Consider the following 17,393-nt stretch of genomic DNA (forward strand, 5'->3'; position numbering starts at 1 on the left):
ATTCTCCTGATGGATTTGATCATAGCACGGCCGATCACGGCGCGAACGCGGCACCGGCAGCGCGCAGTTCGAGAGCACCTTTCAGGCGATCGCTGCTAGCTTGCCTCCGCTTCCTCGCTGATCCGGAGATCCGACCGTGCTCTCGAAATTCGAACGCTACCCGCTGACCTTCGGGCCGACGCCGATCGAGCGGCTGTCGCGTCTCTCCGCCCATCTCGGGGGCGAGGTCGAGCTCTACGCCAAGCGCGAGGATTGCAATTCCGGCCTCGCCTTCGGTGGCAACAAGCTGCGCAAGCTCGAATACATCGTGCCGGACGCGATCGCCTCGGGCGCCGACACGCTGGTCTCGATCGGCGGCGTGCAGTCGAACCACACCCGCATGGTGGCCGCGGTGGCGGCGAAGATCGGCATGAACTGCCGGCTCGTGCAGGAGGCCTGGGTGCCGCACGAGGACGCGGTCTACGACCGGGTCGGCAACATCATGCTGAGCCGCATCATGGGGGCCGACGTGCGCCTCGTGGATGACGGCTTCGACATCGGCATCCGCCAGAGCTGGCAGGAAGCCATCGACGACGTGAAGGCCAAGGGCGGCAAGCCCTACGCGATTCCCGCCGGCGCCTCGGTGCACAAGTTCGGCGGCCTCGGCTATGTCGGCTTCGCCGAGGAGGTGCGGGCGCAGGAGCGCGAACTCGGCGTCACCTTCGACTACATCGTGGTCTGCACGGTCACCGGCTCGACCCATGCGGGCATGCTGGTGGGCTTCGCCAAGGACGGCCGCGAGCGCCGGGTGATCGGCATCGACGCCTCGGCGACGCCGGCCCAGACCAAGTCGCAGGTGCTCGAGATCGCCCGCCGCACCGCCGAGCTGGTGGAACTCGGCCGCGAACTCTCGGCCGACGACGTGGTGCTGAACGAGGATTACGCCTACCCGATCTACGGCGTGCCCTCCGCCGAGACCAAGGAGGCGATCCGCCTCTGCGCCCGGCTCGAAGGCATGATCACGGACCCGGTCTACGAGGGCAAGTCCATGCAGGGCATGATCGACCTCGTGCGCAAGGGCTTCTTCCCCGCCGGCTCGAAGGTGCTCTACGCCCATCTCGGCGGCGCGCCGGCCCTCAACGGCTACGGCTACGCCTTCCGCAACGGCTGAGCGGAAACGGCGGCCGCGGAAGCGGGCAGGCTCAGCACCGCCCGCAGCCCCGGCGCGTTGTCCTCCAGCAGGAAGGCGCCGAGGTGGAGGCGGGCGACCGCGTTGACGAGGCTGAGGCCGAGGCCGAAGCCCGGACGCGAGCGCGCCGTCTCCAGGCGCACGAAGCGCTCCAGCACCCGGCCGCGCTCCGCCGCCGGGATGCCCGGCCCGCGATCGGCGACCGCGAGGCGGATCGTGCCGCCCTCCCGCCGGGCCGACACCGTGACGACCGGCTCGGCGGCCTCGGCCCCGTACTTGAGGGCGTTGTCGATCAGGTTCGCGATCGCCTGTCCGATCAGCTCGCGGCTGCCATGCACCGCGAGCCCGGTGGCGATCTCGGTGCGAAGCGTCACGCCGCGCTCCTCGGCCACCGCCTCGTAGAGTTCCGCGACTTCGAGGGCCACCGCCCCGGCATCGAAATCGGCGAGGGTCTCCCGGGTGCCCCCGGCTTCGAGGCGCGCGATCATCAGGAGCGCGTTGAAGACCCGGATCAGGTTGTCGCTCTCCTCGATATTGGCTTCGAGGGCGGCCCGCAGGGTGTCGGGATCGTCCGCCGTGCGCAGGGCCTCGTCGGCCTTGTTGCGCAGGCGCGTCAGCGGCGTCTTCAGGTCGTGGGCGATGTTGTCCGAGACCTCGCGCAGGCCGCGCATCAGCTCGCCGATGCGGTCCAGCATGGCGTTGAGGTTCTGGGCCAGACGGTCGAGCTCGTCGCCGGTCCCGGCGAGCGACAGGCGCCCGTCGAGGTCGCCCGCCATGATGCCGCGCGTGATCTCCGTCATGGCATCGACGCGCTTGAGCACGCGCTGGGCGATGAACAGGCTGCCGACGAAGCCGAGGCCCACCACCAGCATCAGCGACCATGCGAAGGCCCGGGCGATCACGGCGCGCAGGCGGTCGCGCTCCTCGACGTCGCGCCCGACGAGCAGCCGGAATCCCCCGGGCAGGGTGAAGATGCGCACGATCGCCCGGTGGTCGAGCCGCTCGCCGTCGGTGCCACGGCCATAGGCCGTCTCGGTCTGGCCGGGCGCGGCGAGGAGGCCCGCCGGCAGCGATTCGACGTTGCCGACCACGTGCTCCCCGGCGGGCGTGGTCACGAGGTAGAGCGAGGCGCCGGGTTCGCGGGAGCGCCGCTCCACCACGCTCACGAGGCGCCGGATGCCGCCCGCCGCGTACTGATCGGACAGCCCGCTGATCTCCGCCTCGATGGTCGAGACGATCTGGTCGTCGAGCACCTGCCGGGCGTTCCAGGCCACGTAGCCGAGGGCGAAGAACGCGAAGGCCGCGAAGACCAGAAGATAGGCCAGCGACAGCTTGAACGCGGTGGTGCGGAACAGGGTGAGGAGGCGCGTCGGCAGGCTCTCCGGCGCGGGCGGCCGGGCGCTCACCCGTCCCCGCCGGCCCGGACCATGTAGCCTGCCCCCCGCACCGTGTGGATCATCGGCCGGTCGAAGCCCTTGTCCACCTTGGCGCGCAGGCGCGAGACGTGGACGTCGATGACGTTGGTCTGCGGGTCGAAATGGTAGTCCCAGACGTGCTCCAGCAGCATCGTGCGGGTGACGACCTGCCCGGCATGGCGCATCAGGTATTCGAGCAGGCGGAACTCGCGCGGCTGGAGCACGATCTCCTGGCCGCCGCGGGTGACGCGGTGCGACAGCCGGTCGAGTTCGAGGTCGCCGACCCGGTAGGCGGTGGGCTCGCCCGCCCCGCCCCCGCGGCGACGGGCCAGCACCTCGATCCGGGCGAGGAGTTCCGAGAAGGCGTAGGGCTTGGGCAGGTAGTCGTCGCCGCCCGCGCGCAGGCCCTTCACCCGGTCGTCGACCTGCCCCAGCGCCGAGAGGATCAGCACCGGCGTCTGCACCCCCTGCTCGCGCAGGGATCGGATCAGCGACAGCCCGTCGAGCTTGGGCAGCATGCGGTCCACGACGAGGACGTCGTAGTCGCCCTCGCGGGCGAGCGCGTAGCCGTCGAGCCCGTCGGCGGCGAGATCCGCCACGTGGCCGGCTTCGCGGAAGGCTTTGGAGAGGTAGGACGCCGCCTCGCGGTCGTCCTCGATGATCAGGAGGCGCATGGCACGCGATACTAACCGAACTTGAGCGGCGGCGCCCCGGGCAGGGCCCGCCCCGACGTGCCGGCCGGGGGCGCGGCACACGGCACGTCGGGTTCGCCTCGCTCGAGGACGGCAGGCCGGGCGAGGAAGAGCCCGACCTGCCGCGGCGGAGACCGGCGGATCGTCCTGGGGGGCGACGATGGATCCGACGGTCCGGCCCTCGGGGCCGGGGCGGGGGAGCCCGGGGGATGAAAGGTCCCGACCGCGCCCGGCGACATCCTCAGTGATGCACCCGCGTGGCTTACGCCCGCGTCTCCGGAACATGACAATCCGGTAAGGCGGGCCGCCCGCTTCGGGCGTGCCCGCGCCTCGCAGGCCCGGCGGCTCGGACGTTTCGGGGTCCGGGATCCGTTTCAGGCGTCGGACGGGCCGGCATCCTGCGCGGACGGTTTGCCGATCGGCAGGCCGAGGGTGAGCGCGCGGGCGAGTTCCGAGCGGCGCTTCGAGTAATCGGCGCAGGTCATCGGATAGTCGGGCGGCAGGCCCCACTTCTCCCGGTAGGTTTCCGGCGTCAGGCCGAGCCGGGTGAGATGGCGGCGCAGCGTCTTGTAGGATTTGCCGTCCTCGAAACTGATCAGCGCCTCGTGCGTGATCGAGCGCCGGATCTCCTGGGGCGTCGGCTTCGGAGGCCGGGCCGGCGCGGCCTTGCCCTGGGCCGCACTGCGCAGGGCGGTGTGGATCTCCGCGAGGAGGCGGGGCAGTTCGCTGGCCTGAAGGTGATGATGACTGAGATAAGCGGTCGCGATGTCAGCCGTCAGCGCGGCGAGCTTGCCGGCGTTCGGATTAGTCGAATGCATGAGACGTTAGGCCTTGCCGAAGGCGGGGATCCGCCAGGGAAGCCAAAGTTAACACGACTGATTAAACTGCGTCATTCCTTACCGAATGAAAATGGCGCGAAATCGCATTTCGCATGTTCCCTGCGGCAGGTGGCGGCCAATTGTCTTGACCTCAAGCCAAGCAAGCTTCGAGAATGTCCGCCAGCGGCGCGCGGCGCGGCAGGCCCGGATGCTCCGGCGGTTCGGCGCTGAGCAGGCGGCGATCGGCGTCGTAGCCGTCGAAGAACACCACCGGGATGCCCTCGTGGCGCAGCTGGGCCGCGAGCGCGACGCCGTGCCCGCCGCCCGCGAGGCGGTCCACCATCGCCACGTCGGCGATCTCGTCCTGCGCCCAGATCAGGGCGTCGGCCTCCCGGGCGAAGGGCTGGACGAGGCAGCCGAGATCCTCGAGCGTTCCGCCGAGCTGCGCGCGCAGCCACGGATCGGGCGTCAGCAGCAGGACCACCCGATAGAAGAACCGCGTGTCGGGTATCATCCAGCCCCTTTCCGGTGAGCATGGGGGTTTGATGCGGGCGCGGCGGCTGGTCTTTCACGCAGGTCATTGTGGGCCCCGCCGATTCGGCAGAACGCAGGGAGACGACAGGCCCGAACGGAGACTGTGAGATGGCGACCACGAACGGCGCGCGCCCGGACGATCGGGATCCGGCGGACGGCAGGGATTTCGGCGATTCGGCGGGCGAGGGCAGCGGCGGGTCCGGCCTCGACCGTCACGAGGTCGGCGACGACGCGCCCCTCGCGGAGCACCGGCACAACCCCCTCGACGATGTGATGAAGCCGCCGCTCGGACGGCCGGACAAGGCCTCAGGGACCGCCCGCGAGGGCGCCGAGGACGGCCATCACCAGTTCGTCGAGGTCGACCCGGCCGTCGAGGCGGATCGGTCCCGATCCTGAGGCATCGAGCGTCAGGCGCCCGGCGGCGGCCTGCCGCTCCAGCTCCGCCAGGATCGCCTTGCGCACGGGCTCTTCGAGGTTCATGGCCGGCTTCCTCATGTCCGCGAGGACATCGCGCGGAGCCGCCGGAAGATCCCGCGCGGGCCGGGAAACCCTCAGGCGAGGCTGCGCTCGATCTCCTCCTCGTCGCAGATCACGCCGCGGGTCCGGGCGAACTCGGCCCCGGTGACGGCCTCGCCGGCGAGAGCCCCGCTCGGCGCGGCCGCCCCCGGGGTGAAGGCGGCGAGGAAGCAGCGCATGACGTGGCGGATCCCCGCCGGCGTGACCGAGCGCTGATCCTCGGCGTAGTAGCGGGCGGCGTTCTGGCCGCCGGTGACGATCTCGTAGGACGGGAAGTACACCGCCCGCGCATCCCCCGCGATCGCCTCCTCGGCGGCGACCCGCAACACCGCCTTGGTGTAGGTGTTCGAGACGAGGACGTGGCGGGGGATGCCGGTGGCGATCATCGGCACCGGCGAGACCGTGACGATGACCCGCGCCTCCGGATTGACGCCGCGCAGGCGGTCGAGGAAGCCGCGCAGGTCCGCCGTCGCCTCCGCCGCCCCGGCATTGACGAGGTGATAGGCCTCCGGATCGTAGACCCCGCCCGCGACCCCGGGCGCCAGCGGCAGGGCCGCCCCGTCCGCGCGGTGGCGCCAGCCCTCGGTCTGGCCGAGGGTCAGCACGAAGACGTCGAGGGTCTCGAACAGCGTCCGCACCTGCGCGAGATGCGCCGCGCGGGCGCTCGCCACCGCCTCCCGGTCGGGAAAGCCCGCGGGCTCGATGGTCGGGCGGAACGGGTCGACGAAGCGTCCGTCCGCCCGGGTCCAGGCGTCGAGGGCGGGCACGAAGGCGCCGTAGGCCCGGTCGAAGAGCTGCACGAATTGCCGCGGCGTGTAGAGGTTGCCGTAGCGGGCCGAGTAGGTGCCGTACTGGCGCGCCTCGGCCTCCTGCGCCGCGAGGCCGGGTGGCGCGGCTTCCGTGATGTAGTAGTGGTAGCCGGCGTCGCGCAGGGCCTGGGCCACGCGCTGGGCAAAGCAGCTGCCCGCGGTCGCCACCCGGTCGGCCGGGGTGATCGGGAACGGCGTGGCGGGGCGCGGATCGAGCGCGAAGGGCGGCACGCCCGCGACGGCCCGCCGCCAGAACCGCTCATCCGGCAGGTCCGCATAGGGATTGTGCGCCATTTCGACCCTCGTCTCGCCTCCGCGGCCCCTGGTCCGCACGCTGTTCTCCCTCCGATCCTGGGCCGTACCGTGGCGGGAGCGCCGGTCAGGGCCCGCCGAGGCTCCGGGCCCGCGCATCGCGGTGATCGGCAATTGCCAGGGCCGCGGCCTCGCGGCGGCGCTCGGCCTCCTCTGCCCGGGGAGCCGGGTCAGGCTGCTGCCCACGGGCCGGCTGCGCCGCATCGCCCGGGATGCGGACGCCCTGGCGGAGGACTTGCGCGGCAGCGACCTCGTCCTTTCCCAGTCCTTCCCCGATGCCGTTCTGCCGGGCGGGGTCGCGGCCCTGCGGGCGCGGCTGCCGCAGACCCGCCTGTTCCCGACCCTCGTCTTCCCGGGCTTCCACCCGGACACGATCTATGTCGGCGAGGATGCGGCCCTGGTCCCCTCCCCGCTCGGCCTCTACCACTCGGCGATCGCGGCCTTCGGGTTCCTGTGCGGCCTCGACGAGGCGCGCACCACGGGCCTGTTCCGCGAGGAGGTGTTCGCGCGGCTCGGCTATCTCGACATCTGGGACGGTGCGGCGCGGGCGATGCGCGACGCCGCGGCGGAGGAGGGCTTCCCCCTCGACCGGGAACTCCTGCTCTGGAGCCGGCGGGGCTGCTTCATGCTCAACGTCAACCACCCGAAGCTCTTCGTGCTCGGGGACATCGCCCGGCGCCTCCTCGCCGAGGCAGGCCTGCCGGTGCGCGACGTCGATCCGGAGACCTACCTCGCCGACGACCTCCTGCGCGACGTGGTCTGGCCGGTCTATCCGCCGCTGGCCGAGCGCTACGGCGTGGCCGGCTCCTACCTGTTCAAGGGCAAGGCCAGCGGCGCGGCCCTGCCGGACCTCTACGACCTGCCCGCCTTCGTCGCCGCCTCCTTCCGCATCTATCGCGGCCTGCCGCGCGCGCGGCTCACCGGCGTGCGGCTGGAGACCTGGGCGGCGGATGCCGGGCTGCGGGCGCTGTTCGCGGCGGCGTGAGGCGCCGCGCTCAGGCGCAGCGCTGATCCACCTCGCCCCGCATCATCCGCGCGAGGCCGACCACGTCGTCGAGCTCGAACGGCTTCTGGAGCACGATGCCGCCCTGGATGCGGCGCGGATCGATGTGGATCAGGGTCGAGGAGAACACCGCCGGGCGGGCGGGATGCAGCGCCCGGTAGGCCTCGGCGACGTCGAAGCCATCGATCAGGCCCGGCAGCCGGATGTCGGTGAACAGCCAGTCCACCGCGGGGCCGTGCCGCCGCAGCAGGGTGAGGGCGGCCTCCCCGCTCGACGCCGCGAGGGAATTGAGGCCCTCCTGCGCGAAGACCGCGGTCAGCATCTCGAGCAGCAGGTAATTGTCCTCGACGATGAGGACGCTCATCGGGCGGTGGGGGTTCGCGGCCATGCGTCGGTCTCACTCGGACGCCGTCAGGGTTACCGGTAAGGGTTAAGGAACGCTGATGAGATGGTGCGCAACCGTTGCCGGGGCGCGGCGCTGGGCGGTGGCCGACGCGGCCGTCCCGGGGCACGGCGACCGTTGCTGCACCGCAACACGCCGGCGCTTCCGGCATCGACCCGGGCCGGCGCCGCAGCGTGGCCGCAATTCACCGCTGATTAACCTTCGCAGATGGTTTCCGGGGCGGAGCGCCCCGCGAGCCCCCGCCGCAAGGCGCCGTCAAGGTTGACGGAACCTTCGCTTAACCGGCCGGGACCTAGAGGATGTCGCAAGTCGCGGCGGGGCTGCGTTCGCGCCCCGTCAGAGGAGTACCATCGATGTCGCTGCCGCTCGCCTCGTCGCGCGTGCTCAGGGCCGCCGTCGCGGTCGGTCTCGCCCTGTCGATCGCCGCCTGCTCGTCGAACAAGGATCTCGCGGATGCCTCCGCCCTCGCGGGCGGCGGAGCCGGGGGCTACGGCGGGGCCGCCACGCCCGGGAGCGCCCAGGATTTCGTCGTCAATGTCGGCGACCGGGTGTTCTTCGAGTCCGATTCGACGGACCTGACCCCCACCGCCACCGCCACCCTCGACAAGCAGGCCCAGTGGCTCTCGCGCTATCCGCGCTACACGTTCCTGATCGAGGGACACGCGGACGAGCGCGGCACCCGCGAGTACAATTTCTCGCTCGGCGCCCGCCGCGCCCAGGCGGTGCGGGACTACCTGGCCTCGCGGGGCATCGCCGGCTCGCGCGTGCGCACCGTGTCCTACGGCAAGGAGCGCCCGGTGGCGGTCTGCAACGACATCTCGTGCTGGTCGCAGAACCGCCGGGCCGTCACGGTGCTCGACGGCGGCGCGGGCTCGTGAGAGCCCGCCCCCGTTTTGCCGCGAGGGGGCAGATCTGCTATCGCGGCGCCCCGCGCCTGCCGAACGTGCCGCCATGCTCCGCCGCCTGATCCTCGTCACCGGTCTCCTTCTCGCCGCGACACTGCCCGGGAGGGCCCAGGACGCCGCCGACCTCGTCGTGCGGCTCAACCGCCTGGAGAACCAGTCCCGCCAGATGGCGGGCCAGATCGAGACCCTCCAGTACGAGAACCGGCAGCTCAAGGAGCAGCTGCGCAAGTTCCAGGAGGACGTCGAGTACCGCTTCCAGGAGAGCAAGGGCGCCCGCCCCGCCGCTCCGGCGGCCGCGGCCAAGCCGGGCAAGCGCAGCGACGCCTTCGACCCGAGCCAGGCGCCCGGCGCGCCCGGGGCGCCGCTGCCGCTCGGCACGACGACGCCCTCCGCGCCGCGGGCCGCCGCGGCGGCGCCCGCGACCCCGAACACCACCGCGGCCCTCTCGCCGCCCGCCGCCGCCCTGGAAGAGCCGGTGCCGCCCTACGGCGAGCCCGTCGACCTCGCGCCGAGCCGGGTGCCCGCGGCCCCGGTCCGCCCCCGCGAGAGCGTGGCGGCGACCGGCAGCGGCGATGCCAAGGCGGATTACGAGATGGCCTACGCCTACGTCCTGCAGCGCCAGTACGAGCAGGCCGAGATGAGCCTGCGCCAGTTCATCCAGTCGCATCCCCGCGACACCCTGGTGCCGGACGCCACCTACTGGCTCGGCGAGACCTACCTGCAGCGCAACCGCACCCGCGAGGCCGCCGAGCAGTTCCTGAAGGTCTCGACCGATTATGCCCGCTCCCGCAAGGCGCCCGATGCCATGCTGAAGCTCGGCGCCTCCCTCAACGCGCTCGGCGCCCGCGAGCAGGCCTGCGCCACCCTCGCCGAGCTGGAGCGCAAGTTCCCGCAGGCCTCCGCCGCCGTGAAGCAGGGCGTCGACCGCGAGCAGAAGCGGGCGCGCTGCGCCGCGTGACCGCGGCGGCCCGGCCGCTCGACCCGGAGGAGATCGCGCGCCGGCTCGATCCCTGGCTCGGGATCGGGTCCCGAGCGGGCGGCGTCGTGCTCGCCGTGTCGGGAGGGCCGGATTCGACCGCCCTGATGGGCGGCGCGGCGCTGGTGGGCCCCCGGATTCCGGTGATCGTCGCCACCGTGGATCACGGGCTGCGGCCCGAAGCCGCCGCCGAGGCGCAGGCCGTGGCGGCGCTCGCCGCGGATCTCGGCCTCCCTCACCGAACCCTCGTCTGGCGCGGGGACAAGCCGCGCTCGCGCCTGCAGGAGGCGGCCCGGGCGGCCCGCTACGACCTCCTCGTCGGGCTCGCCCGTGAGCGCGGCGCCGCCGCCCTCCTCACCGCCCATACCCTGGACGACCAAGCCGAGACCGTCCTGATGCGGCTCTGCGCCGGCTCGGGACCGGCCGGGCTCGGCGGCATCGAGCCCGTGCGGCATCTCGACGGCCTCCTCCTCGCGCGTCCCTTCCTCGACCTGCCGAAGGCCCGGCTGGTGGCGACCTGCACGGCACGGGGCTGGCCCTTCGTCACCGATCCGGGCAACGCCGATCCCCGCTTCGCCCGGGGACGCCTGCGGCGCGTGCTGCCGCTCCTCGAATCCGAGGGGCTGACGGCGGCGCGCCTCGCGCGCTTGGCCGAGCGCCTGCGGCGAAACGAGGCGGCGCTCCGGGCTGCGACCGAGGCCGCTAGGACCGCCCTGGTCCGGCCGCGGCCCGGTGGGCTCGCGCTCGACGCGGCGGGCTTGGCGGCCCTGCCCGAGGCGGTGGCCCTGCGCGTGCTCGCCGACGCGATCGGTGCCGTCGCGGGCCGGAATTCACGCCCGGCCCGCCTCGAACGGCTCGAAGAGGCGCTCTTCACCCGCCTTCTGCCGGCGATCGCCGCGGGCGAAAGGCCACGCTTCACGCTGGGCGGCGTCCTCCTCGACCTATCCGATGGGGTCGTGGCGCTGCGTCCCGAGCCGCTCCGACGCGCCAACCGGGGGGGAGCGCCCTAGCCCCAACCCTCCCGGGCGATTTACTTGGCAAGGGGGGGTGTGGCGCCTACATTGGGGTCCGAGTGTCGGCAGCCATCCCTGCACGCCTGCGTGGCGCCGCGCTCCACAGGGAATGTCTTTTCGATGAACCCCAACTTCCGCAATTTCGCCCTGTGGGTGGTCATCTTCCTGCTCGTCCTCGCGCTCGTGACCCTGTTCCAGAACCCGGGTCATCGCTCCGGCGGCAGCGAGATCGCCTACAGCCAGCTCCTCAACGACGCCGATGCGGGCCGCATCCAGAGCGTCGTGATCTCGGGGCAGGAGGTCAGCGGCACCTACACGGGCGGCGGCACGTTCACCACCTACGCGCCCAACGACCCCTCGCTGGTGTCGAAGCTCCAGAGCAAGGGCGTGACCATCACGGCCCGGCCGCCCTCGGACAACACCCCGTGGTTCATCGCGCTCCTCGTGAACTGGCTGCCGATCCTGGTCTTCATCGGCGCCTGGATCTTCCTGTCGCGCCAGATGCAGTCCGGTGCCGGCCGCGCCATGGGCTTCGGCAAGTCGAAGGCGAAGCTCCTCACCGAGGCGCATGGCCGCGTCACCTTCGAGGACGTGGCGGGTGTCGACGAGGCCAAGGAGGACCTGCAGGAGATCGTGGAGTTCCTGCGCGACCCGCAGAAGTTCCAGCGCCTCGGCGGCCGCATCCCGCGCGGCGTGCTCCTCGTCGGCCCGCCCGGCACCGGTAAGACCCTGATCGCCCGGGCGGTGGCGGGCGAGGCGAACGTGCCGTTCTTCACCATCTCGGGCTCGGACTTCGTCGAGATGTTCGTGGGCGTCGGCGCCTCGCGCGTGCGCGACATGTTCGACCAGGCGAAGAAGAACGCCCCCTGCATCATCTTCATCGACGAGATCGACGCGGTCGGCCGTCATCGCGGCGCCGGCCTCGGCGGCGGCAACGACGAGCGCGAGCAGACCCTCAACCAGCTCCTCGTGGAGATGGACGGCTTCGAGGCCAACGAGGGCATCATCATCATCGCGGCGACGAACCGCCCCGACGTGCTCGACCCCGCGCTCCTGCGCCCGGGCCGCTTCGACCGCCAGATCATCGTGCCGAACCCGGACGTGATCGGCCGCGAGCGCATCCTGCGCGTCCACGTCCGCAAGGTGCCGCTGGCTCCGGACGTCGACCTCAAGGTGATCGCCCGCGGCACGCCCGGCTTCTCGGGCGCGGACCTGATGAACCTCGTCAACGAGGCGGCGCTGCTGGCGGCGCGGCGCGGCAAGCGCATCGTCACCATGCACGAGTTCGAGGACTCGAAGGACAAGGTGATGATGGGCGCCGAGCGGCGCACCCTGGTCATGACCGACGACGAGAAGCGCCTCACCGCCTATCACGAGGGCGGCCACGCCATCGTGGCGCTGAACGTGCCGGCGACCGATCCGGTCCATAAGGCGACGATCATCCCGCGCGGCCGGGCGCTGGGCATGGTCATGCAGCTGCCCGAGCGCGACAAGCTCTCGATGTCCTTCGAGCAGATGACCTCGCGCCTCGCGATCATGATGGGCGGCCGCGTCGCCGAGGAGATGATCTTCGGGCCCGAGAAGGTGACCTCGGGCGCCCAGTCGGACATCGAGCAGGCGACCCGCCTCGCCCGGATGATGGTGACCCGCTGGGGCTTCTCGCCGGAACTCGGCACCGTGGCCTACGGCGAGAACAACGACGAGGTCTTCCTCGGCATGCAGGTCAACCGGCAGCAGAACGTGTCGGAAGCCACCGCGCAGAAGATCGACGCGGAGGTGCGCCGCCTCGTCGAGGCCGGCCTGCAGGACGCCCGCCGCATCCTGAGCGAGCACAAGGACGATCTCGAAGCCCTCGCCCGCGGCCTGCTCGAATACGAGACGCTGAGCGGCGACGAGATCCGCGACCTGCTCGACGGCAAGCCGCCGGTCCGCGACACGGGCGATTACCCGCCGACCCCGGCGCGCGGCTCGCCGGTGCCCTCCGCCGGCCGCGGCCGGCCGCGGGAGAACGACGGCGGCTACGAGCCCCAACCCCAGGCCTGATCGGCTCAGGGGGACGCACGAAGAAGGGCGGCGGGAGCGATCCCGCCGCCCTTCTTCATTATCCCAAGCCGGGCGACGCCCCTCGCCCGTCATATCGGGCGCCGGCTCATCAGCGGAGCGGATCTGGCAATCATACGGTTTCCGGATGATCGCTTCGCGATGCGGAAACCGGCCTCGCTCAGGCGCCGCGCGGGCTCGTGATACGGTTTCCGAAAGTGATCTTCCGGAAACCGTATCAGACCGCTCCTCATGCTCACGTGGCGCGTAGCGCCCTCGACGCATCCCGGACCGCTCATCCAAGAGTCATTCAAGTGATTGGCGTCTCGGACACATCGTTCCGGGGTGCTTCGAGGCTCGCTCCCGGCGATCGAAGACCGCCCAGCACCTCGGCATGGGGGCAAGTCGCGGCCGCCATAGCACCGCTCCCGATGCGTCGAGACCGCGTCGTGGCCCCTCCGATCGGGAGTGGATCCCGCCCATCCCGCTTCGTCTGCCGGGGTCGGACAGCCCGGCTACTTGCCGCCGCCGCCCGCGCCGCCCGCTCCGCCGCCGGTGGTTCCGGAGGTCGGCTTGTTGTTCTGGGTGGCGTTGCCCGCGGCCCCGGCCGAGCTTCCGGCCGGGCGTCCCTGCGCCAGAACCGGGCCCGCGATGACAATCAGGACAGCGCTGAGTGTCGCGATCTTCCTCATCGAACGTCTCATCTCCAGGCCGACACACCGGCCCTATGCCGGCGCAGCCCCCTGGAAACGCCGAGATCGATGAGTAGATCCCGATTTTTGTCGGTGAGCCTCGACTGCGATATCAGGAGATGAGCCAGGCCGAACAGAAAAGCAGCGCGAAGAAGAGGCCAGAACTCACCAAAACAGCCCGCACTTCGCGGTACTGGATCAAAATAGAGTCGGGAGCAGGCAGCATGGCGAGAGAACCGCAAGGAGCAGCTCGGCTTTCTTGTCATGGCTCCCCTTAAAAGGCGATGAGGAGAATTGCTGAACGGCCTGCAAATGGCGGGTTGTCACTTGTACGCAACAAGGGAAGGCGGCCGCTCGCGGCTCGACCGGGGTGAGATGCGGCGTCACGGGCAAGCGTTAATGATCGCTGCGCAATCGTGCTTCCGGCACCACGCCGTTAACCGGCCGGTAACCATGTCGCGGGCTTGATGGGATCAGGTAACAACTCGTCAAGCATCGTGACCAGCACCAGCCACACCCGTCCCTCCCTCCCGCTGCGCGGCCGCTCCTTCCGGGCGCTCGTGCTCGCGCCGGAGCGGCCCCTCGACGAATGGTTCGCGCAGCTGGACGCTCTCGTCCTGCGGTCGCCGACGCTGTTCACGGAGCGGCCCGTGATTCTGGACGTCGCCGGATTCGCGCAGCACGCTGCGCCGGCGGCCTCCCCCACCGCAGCGCCGGAGCCCGCGGGCGACGGCGAGGCCTCCCCCGCGGAACCCGCAGCCGACGCGGCGACGCCCGATCTCTCCCATCTCCTCGCCGAACTCGACCGGCGCGGGATCCGGATCATGGGCATCGAGAAGGCCGAGCCGGCCTGGACCACGGCGGCGATGCCGCCGCGGCTGAGCGGCGGCCGGCCCGCCGACATGGCGCCGCCGCCCGAGAAGCCGAAGCCGAGCTCGCTCGTGCTGGAGACGCCGCTGCGCTCCGGGCAGACCATCTACCATCCGGACGGCGACGTCACCGTGATGGGCTCGGTCTCCTCGGGCGCCGAGATCCTCGCGGGCGGCTCGATCCACGTTTACGGCGCCCTGCGCGGCCGGGCCATCGCGGGGGCGGGCGGCAACCGGCGCGCCCGCATCTACTGCCGCAAGTTCCAGCCCGAACTGCTCGGCATCGACGGGCTCTTCCGCACCGCCGAGACCACGGATCCGGGCCTGCGCGGCAAGCCCGTGCAGGTCTGGCTGGAGCGCGACGCGCTCCGCATGGCGACGCTGGACTGAAACAAGGGCCGGCGGCTCCGGCCGCCGGCCCTCGTCGATCGCGGGGTCGGCGCGGCGGACCGCCGGAAGTGCGGCCGCCCGCACATCGAGGACGAATCTGGGGGAGAACACGATGGCAAAGGTTTTGGTTGTTACATCGGGCAAGGGCGGCGTGGGCAAGACCACGACCACCGCCGCCCTCGGAGCCGCCCTCGCCCAGGGCGGTCAGAACGTCTGCGTCGTCGACTTCGACGTCGGTCTGCGCAACCTCGACCTCGTGATGGGGGCCGAGCGCCGCGTCGTCTACGACCTCATCAACGTCGTCCAGGGCGACGCCAAGCTCGCCCAGGCCCTCATCCGCGACAAGCGCGTCGACACCCTCTCCATCCTCCCCGCCTCCCAGACCCGCGACAAGGACGCCCTCACCGACGAGGGCGTCGCCCGCGTCATCGGCGAGCTGCGCGAGCGCTTCGACTGGGTGATCTGCGACAGCCCCGCCGGCATCGAGCGCGGCGCCACGCTGGCCATGCGCCACGCCGACGTCGCCGTGGTGGTCACCAACCCGGAGGTCTCCTCCGTGCGCGACTCCGACCGCATCATCGGGCTGCTCGACGCCAAGACGGCGCGGGCGGAGGCCGGCGAGAGCCTGGAGAAGCACCTGATCCTGACCCGCTACGACCCCTCGCGGGCGGACCGGGGCGAGATGCTCAAGCTCGAGGACGTGCTGGAGATCCTGTCGATCCCGCTGCTGGCGGTGGTGCCGGAGAGCGAGGAGGTGCTGAAGGCCTCCAACGTCGGCAGCCCGGTGACGCTGAACAACCCGGCGAGCGCACCGGCGCGGGCCTATGCGGATGCGGTGCGCCGGCTCAAGGGCGAGAGCGTGGCGATGACCATCCCGACCGAGCGCAAGTCCTTCCTCAACCGTCTCCTCTCCCGGAGGGCCGCATGAAGCGCTTCGGCTTTCGTCCCCGCAGAGGCTCCGCACCCGCCGCGCGGGACCGCCTCAAGATGCTGCTCGCGCAGGACCGTGCCCTGTTCGGCCGGCGCGACATGATCGCCCTCCTGCGCGAGGACATCATGGCCGCCGTCGCCAAGCACATGGCGGTGGACAGCGACAAGGTCCGCGTCAATCTCGACCGCCGGGGCGGCGTCTCGACGCTCGGGATCGACATCGACCTTCCGGCCTACAAGAGTGCGGGCCTCGCGGGCGCCTGAGGCCCCGCCGCTCGACTCGAAAGGTCCCGGATGCCGTCCGACGCTCCGACGTATTACGCCAACGCCCTCCTGGGGCTCAGCCTGCGCCGACCCGGCATCCTCCAGCTCACACTGGGCGCTGCCGGGTTCCTCTCCGAGGAGCCCGATCCGGTGGTGCGCCTCGCCCTGCCGGAGGACACGGTCGTCGAACTCGTCGAGGCCCTGGTCGAGGGCCTGCAAGCGGCCGCCGAGGCCGAGGACGACGAGGACGACGAGGCCTCCCCGGAGCCCTACGAGGCCTCGGTGGGCGACGTCGCCACTGCCGGGCTCCTCGCCACCACCCTCGCCACCGCCATGGGCGATTGCCTCAGCCTCCTCGCCGAGCGGCCGGATTTCTCCGAGCGCCTGAGCGAGATCGAGGAGCGCGCCCTCCTCACCACCCGCAACTCCGTCTCGGAGGGCGTCTCGGTGGAAGACGAGGCCAAGGCCGTGCGCGACACCGTCGCGGTCCTCCAGAGCCTGTTCACGCAATGGCGGGCCGACCACGCGCCTCCGCCCGAACCGCCCCCGCAGGGCCCCTCCCCGACGGACGGTCCCTCCCCGCAGGACGATCCGTCCCCGCAGGGCGATCCGTCCCCGAAGGGCGATCCATCCCCCTGACCGGTGCGTCCCGCCGCCGGTTCGGCAGTTCCTGCGCCATCGCGCGGGCGAGATGCTGGAGGAAGCGCGCGGCGGCGTCCGGCAGCTGGCGCCCGAGCCGCGTGACGATCTGCGCCTCGACGGCGTTCAGCGCCGGATCCGCGAGCGGCACGGCGCAGAGGGTCCCGGCCGCGATCTCGGAGGCGGCGCAGAAGGCGGGCAGCAGCGTGACCCCGTTCGCCGCGATCACGAACTGCTTGAGCACCGAGATCGAGCTGGTGATCAGCGCCGCGCCCAGCCGCACGCCCTCGGCCCGCTCGGCCCCCGCGATGATCTGGCGGATGCCGTAGGCGGGATGCATCATTCCGAGGCGGGCAGCCGCGAGATCGTGCAGCGAGAGCGGCGTGGACAGCCGGGCGAAGGGATGGTCCGGACGGACCACGACCCGGATCGGATGGGCCAGGGCCAGATGCGTGCGCAGGCGCGGCTCCGGCGGCGGATTGTAGACGAGGCCGACATGCGCCTCGTCCTCGATCACCCGGCGGACGACGTCGTTGGTCGCCGCGAGGTCGAGGGTCATGGTCACGGCGGGATGGCGCGACCAGAAGCCCTGCAGCACCCCGGACATCAGGTCGCCGATGAAGCCCTCGCCCAGCACCACGTCGATGTGCCCGCGCCGCAGGTCCTTCAGCTCCGAGAGCTTGGCGAGCGTGTCCTCCCGGTCGGAGGTCTGCCGCCGGTAATAGTCGAGGAGCAGGGTGCCGGCATCGGTCGCCCGCACCCCGCGCCTGTGCCGCTCGATCAGCGGGGTGGCGAGCGCCGCCTCCATCTGGGCGAGCTGCCGGCTCACCGCCGAGGCGTTGATGTTGAGCTTGTCGGCGGCGGCGCGGACCGAGCCGCAGCTCACCGCGGTGGCGAGATAGCGCAGGCCGCGCTCGTCCAGGCCGTGCATTCTTTCCTCCCGTAACCTTCCGGGTGTGGCCCGGAGCGCCGGGTGCGTTGCCGGCAAGTCAACGCAAAATACCT

General features: G+C 71.5%; 18 protein-coding genes. 9 read left to right on the plus strand and 9 right to left on the minus strand.

Annotated elements, in window-relative coordinates:
- Positions 1 to 136: 136 nt before the first annotated feature.
- Entirely contained in the window at positions 137 to 1,150 is a 1,014-nt protein-coding gene (locus ACE101_RS21925) for a 1-aminocyclopropane-1-carboxylate deaminase (RefSeq protein WP_379134048.1), read from the plus strand.
- On the opposite strand, the gene ACE101_RS21930 is transcribed toward ACE101_RS21925, so the two are convergent.
- The 6 genes from ACE101_RS21930 to ACE101_RS21955 form a co-directional block, all read right to left on the minus strand.
- A complete protein-coding gene (locus ACE101_RS21930) occupies positions 1,129 to 2,574 on the minus strand; it encodes a sensor histidine kinase (protein ID WP_379134051.1) in 1,446 nt (481 codons plus the stop codon). The genes ACE101_RS21925 and ACE101_RS21930 overlap by 22 nt on opposite strands.
- Positions 2,571 to 3,257 carry a winged helix-turn-helix domain-containing protein gene (locus ACE101_RS21935; RefSeq protein WP_379134053.1) on the minus strand — a complete coding sequence of 229 codons (687 nt, stop codon included), beginning with the start codon at positions 3,255 to 3,257 and terminating at the stop codon, positions 2,571 to 2,573. Before ACE101_RS21935 ends, ACE101_RS21930 begins: the two co-directional genes overlap by 4 nt.
- Before the next feature lie 392 nt (positions 3,258 to 3,649).
- Complete coding sequence (locus tag ACE101_RS21940; RefSeq protein WP_379134056.1) at positions 3,650 to 4,093, minus strand: Ros/MucR family transcriptional regulator; 444 nt, start codon at positions 4,091 to 4,093, stop codon at positions 3,650 to 3,652.
- Between the two features lie 151 nt (positions 4,094 to 4,244).
- Positions 4,245 to 4,607, minus strand: coding sequence for a DNA-binding transcriptional response regulator (locus ACE101_RS21945; RefSeq protein WP_379134058.1), 363 nt, complete (start codon positions 4,605 to 4,607; stop codon positions 4,245 to 4,247).
- Between the two features lie 326 nt (positions 4,608 to 4,933).
- Complete coding sequence (locus ACE101_RS21950; RefSeq protein ID WP_379134060.1) at positions 4,934 to 5,107, minus strand: hypothetical protein; 174 nt, start codon at positions 5,105 to 5,107, stop codon at positions 4,934 to 4,936.
- A 71-nt stretch (positions 5,108 to 5,178) separates the two neighbouring features.
- Positions 5,179 to 6,246: a GSCFA domain-containing protein gene (locus ACE101_RS21955; RefSeq protein WP_379134062.1), complete on the minus strand. Its 1,068-nt coding sequence runs from the start codon at positions 6,244 to 6,246 to the stop codon at positions 5,179 to 5,181.
- Here ACE101_RS21955 and ACE101_RS21960 point away from each other — a divergent pair.
- The gene (locus ACE101_RS21960) at positions 6,236 to 7,249 is read left to right on the plus strand and encodes a WcbI family polysaccharide biosynthesis putative acetyltransferase (protein WP_379134065.1); all 1,014 of its coding nucleotides are present in this window, start codon (positions 6,236 to 6,238) and stop codon (positions 7,247 to 7,249) included. The genes ACE101_RS21955 and ACE101_RS21960 overlap by 11 nt on opposite strands.
- Before the next feature lie 10 nt (positions 7,250 to 7,259).
- Here ACE101_RS21960 and ACE101_RS21965 read toward each other — a convergent pair whose 3' ends face one another.
- Positions 7,260 to 7,655 carry a response regulator gene (locus ACE101_RS21965; protein ID WP_379134068.1) on the minus strand — a complete coding sequence of 132 codons (396 nt, stop codon included), beginning with the start codon at positions 7,653 to 7,655 and terminating at the stop codon, positions 7,260 to 7,262.
- Between the two features lie 368 nt (positions 7,656 to 8,023).
- Between ACE101_RS21965 and pal the strand changes: the two genes are divergently transcribed.
- From pal to ftsH, 4 genes are all read left to right on the plus strand, one after another.
- Positions 8,024 to 8,548 (plus strand): peptidoglycan-associated lipoprotein Pal, encoded by a 525-nt coding sequence (pal, locus tag ACE101_RS21970; RefSeq protein ID WP_379134071.1) that lies wholly within the window; start codon positions 8,024 to 8,026, stop codon positions 8,546 to 8,548.
- 73 nt (positions 8,549 to 8,621) lie between these two features.
- A complete protein-coding gene (gene ybgF, locus ACE101_RS21975) occupies positions 8,622 to 9,533 on the plus strand; it encodes a tol-pal system protein YbgF (protein ID WP_379134074.1) in 912 nt (303 codons plus the stop codon).
- Entirely contained in the window at positions 9,530 to 10,561 is a 1,032-nt protein-coding gene (gene tilS / locus ACE101_RS21980) for a tRNA lysidine(34) synthetase TilS (RefSeq protein ID WP_379134076.1), read from the plus strand. Before ybgF ends, tilS begins: the two co-directional genes overlap by 4 nt.
- Before the next feature lie 123 nt (positions 10,562 to 10,684).
- Positions 10,685 to 12,607: an ATP-dependent zinc metalloprotease FtsH gene (gene ftsH, locus ACE101_RS21985; RefSeq protein WP_379134079.1), complete on the plus strand. Its 1,923-nt coding sequence runs from the start codon at positions 10,685 to 10,687 to the stop codon at positions 12,605 to 12,607.
- Between the two features lie 512 nt (positions 12,608 to 13,119).
- Here the strand turns inward: ftsH and ACE101_RS21990 are convergent.
- A complete protein-coding gene (locus ACE101_RS21990; protein WP_379134082.1) occupies positions 13,120 to 13,296 on the minus strand; it encodes a hypothetical protein in 177 nt (58 codons plus the stop codon).
- Positions 13,297 to 13,793: 497 nt separating this feature from the next.
- Here ACE101_RS21990 and minC point away from each other — a divergent pair, with 497 nt between their 5' ends.
- The 3 genes from minC (at position 13,794) to minE (ending at position 15,749) form a co-directional block, all read left to right on the plus strand.
- The gene (gene minC, locus ACE101_RS21995; protein WP_379134085.1) at positions 13,794 to 14,555 is read left to right on the plus strand and encodes a septum site-determining protein MinC; all 762 of its coding nucleotides are present in this window, start codon (positions 13,794 to 13,796) and stop codon (positions 14,553 to 14,555) included.
- Between the two features lie 112 nt (positions 14,556 to 14,667).
- Positions 14,668 to 15,483, plus strand: coding sequence for a septum site-determining protein MinD (gene minD, locus ACE101_RS22000; protein ID WP_379134088.1), 816 nt, complete (start codon positions 14,668 to 14,670; stop codon positions 15,481 to 15,483).
- Entirely contained in the window at positions 15,480 to 15,749 is a 270-nt protein-coding gene (gene minE / locus ACE101_RS22005; RefSeq protein WP_379134091.1) for a cell division topological specificity factor MinE, read from the plus strand. The genes minD and minE overlap by 4 nt, the downstream gene beginning before the upstream one ends.
- 502 nt (positions 15,750 to 16,251) lie before the next feature.
- Here minE and ACE101_RS22010 read toward each other — a convergent pair.
- Positions 16,252 to 17,319: a LysR family transcriptional regulator gene (locus tag ACE101_RS22010; RefSeq protein ID WP_379134094.1), complete on the minus strand. Its 1,068-nt coding sequence runs from the start codon at positions 17,317 to 17,319 to the stop codon at positions 16,252 to 16,254.
- Positions 17,320 to 17,393 lie beyond the last annotated feature (74 nt).

It is taken from the genome of Methylobacterium carpenticola (genome assembly GCF_042748905.1).
In the GTDB taxonomy this organism is placed as follows: Bacteria; Pseudomonadota; Alphaproteobacteria; order Rhizobiales; family Beijerinckiaceae; genus Methylobacterium; species Methylobacterium carpenticola.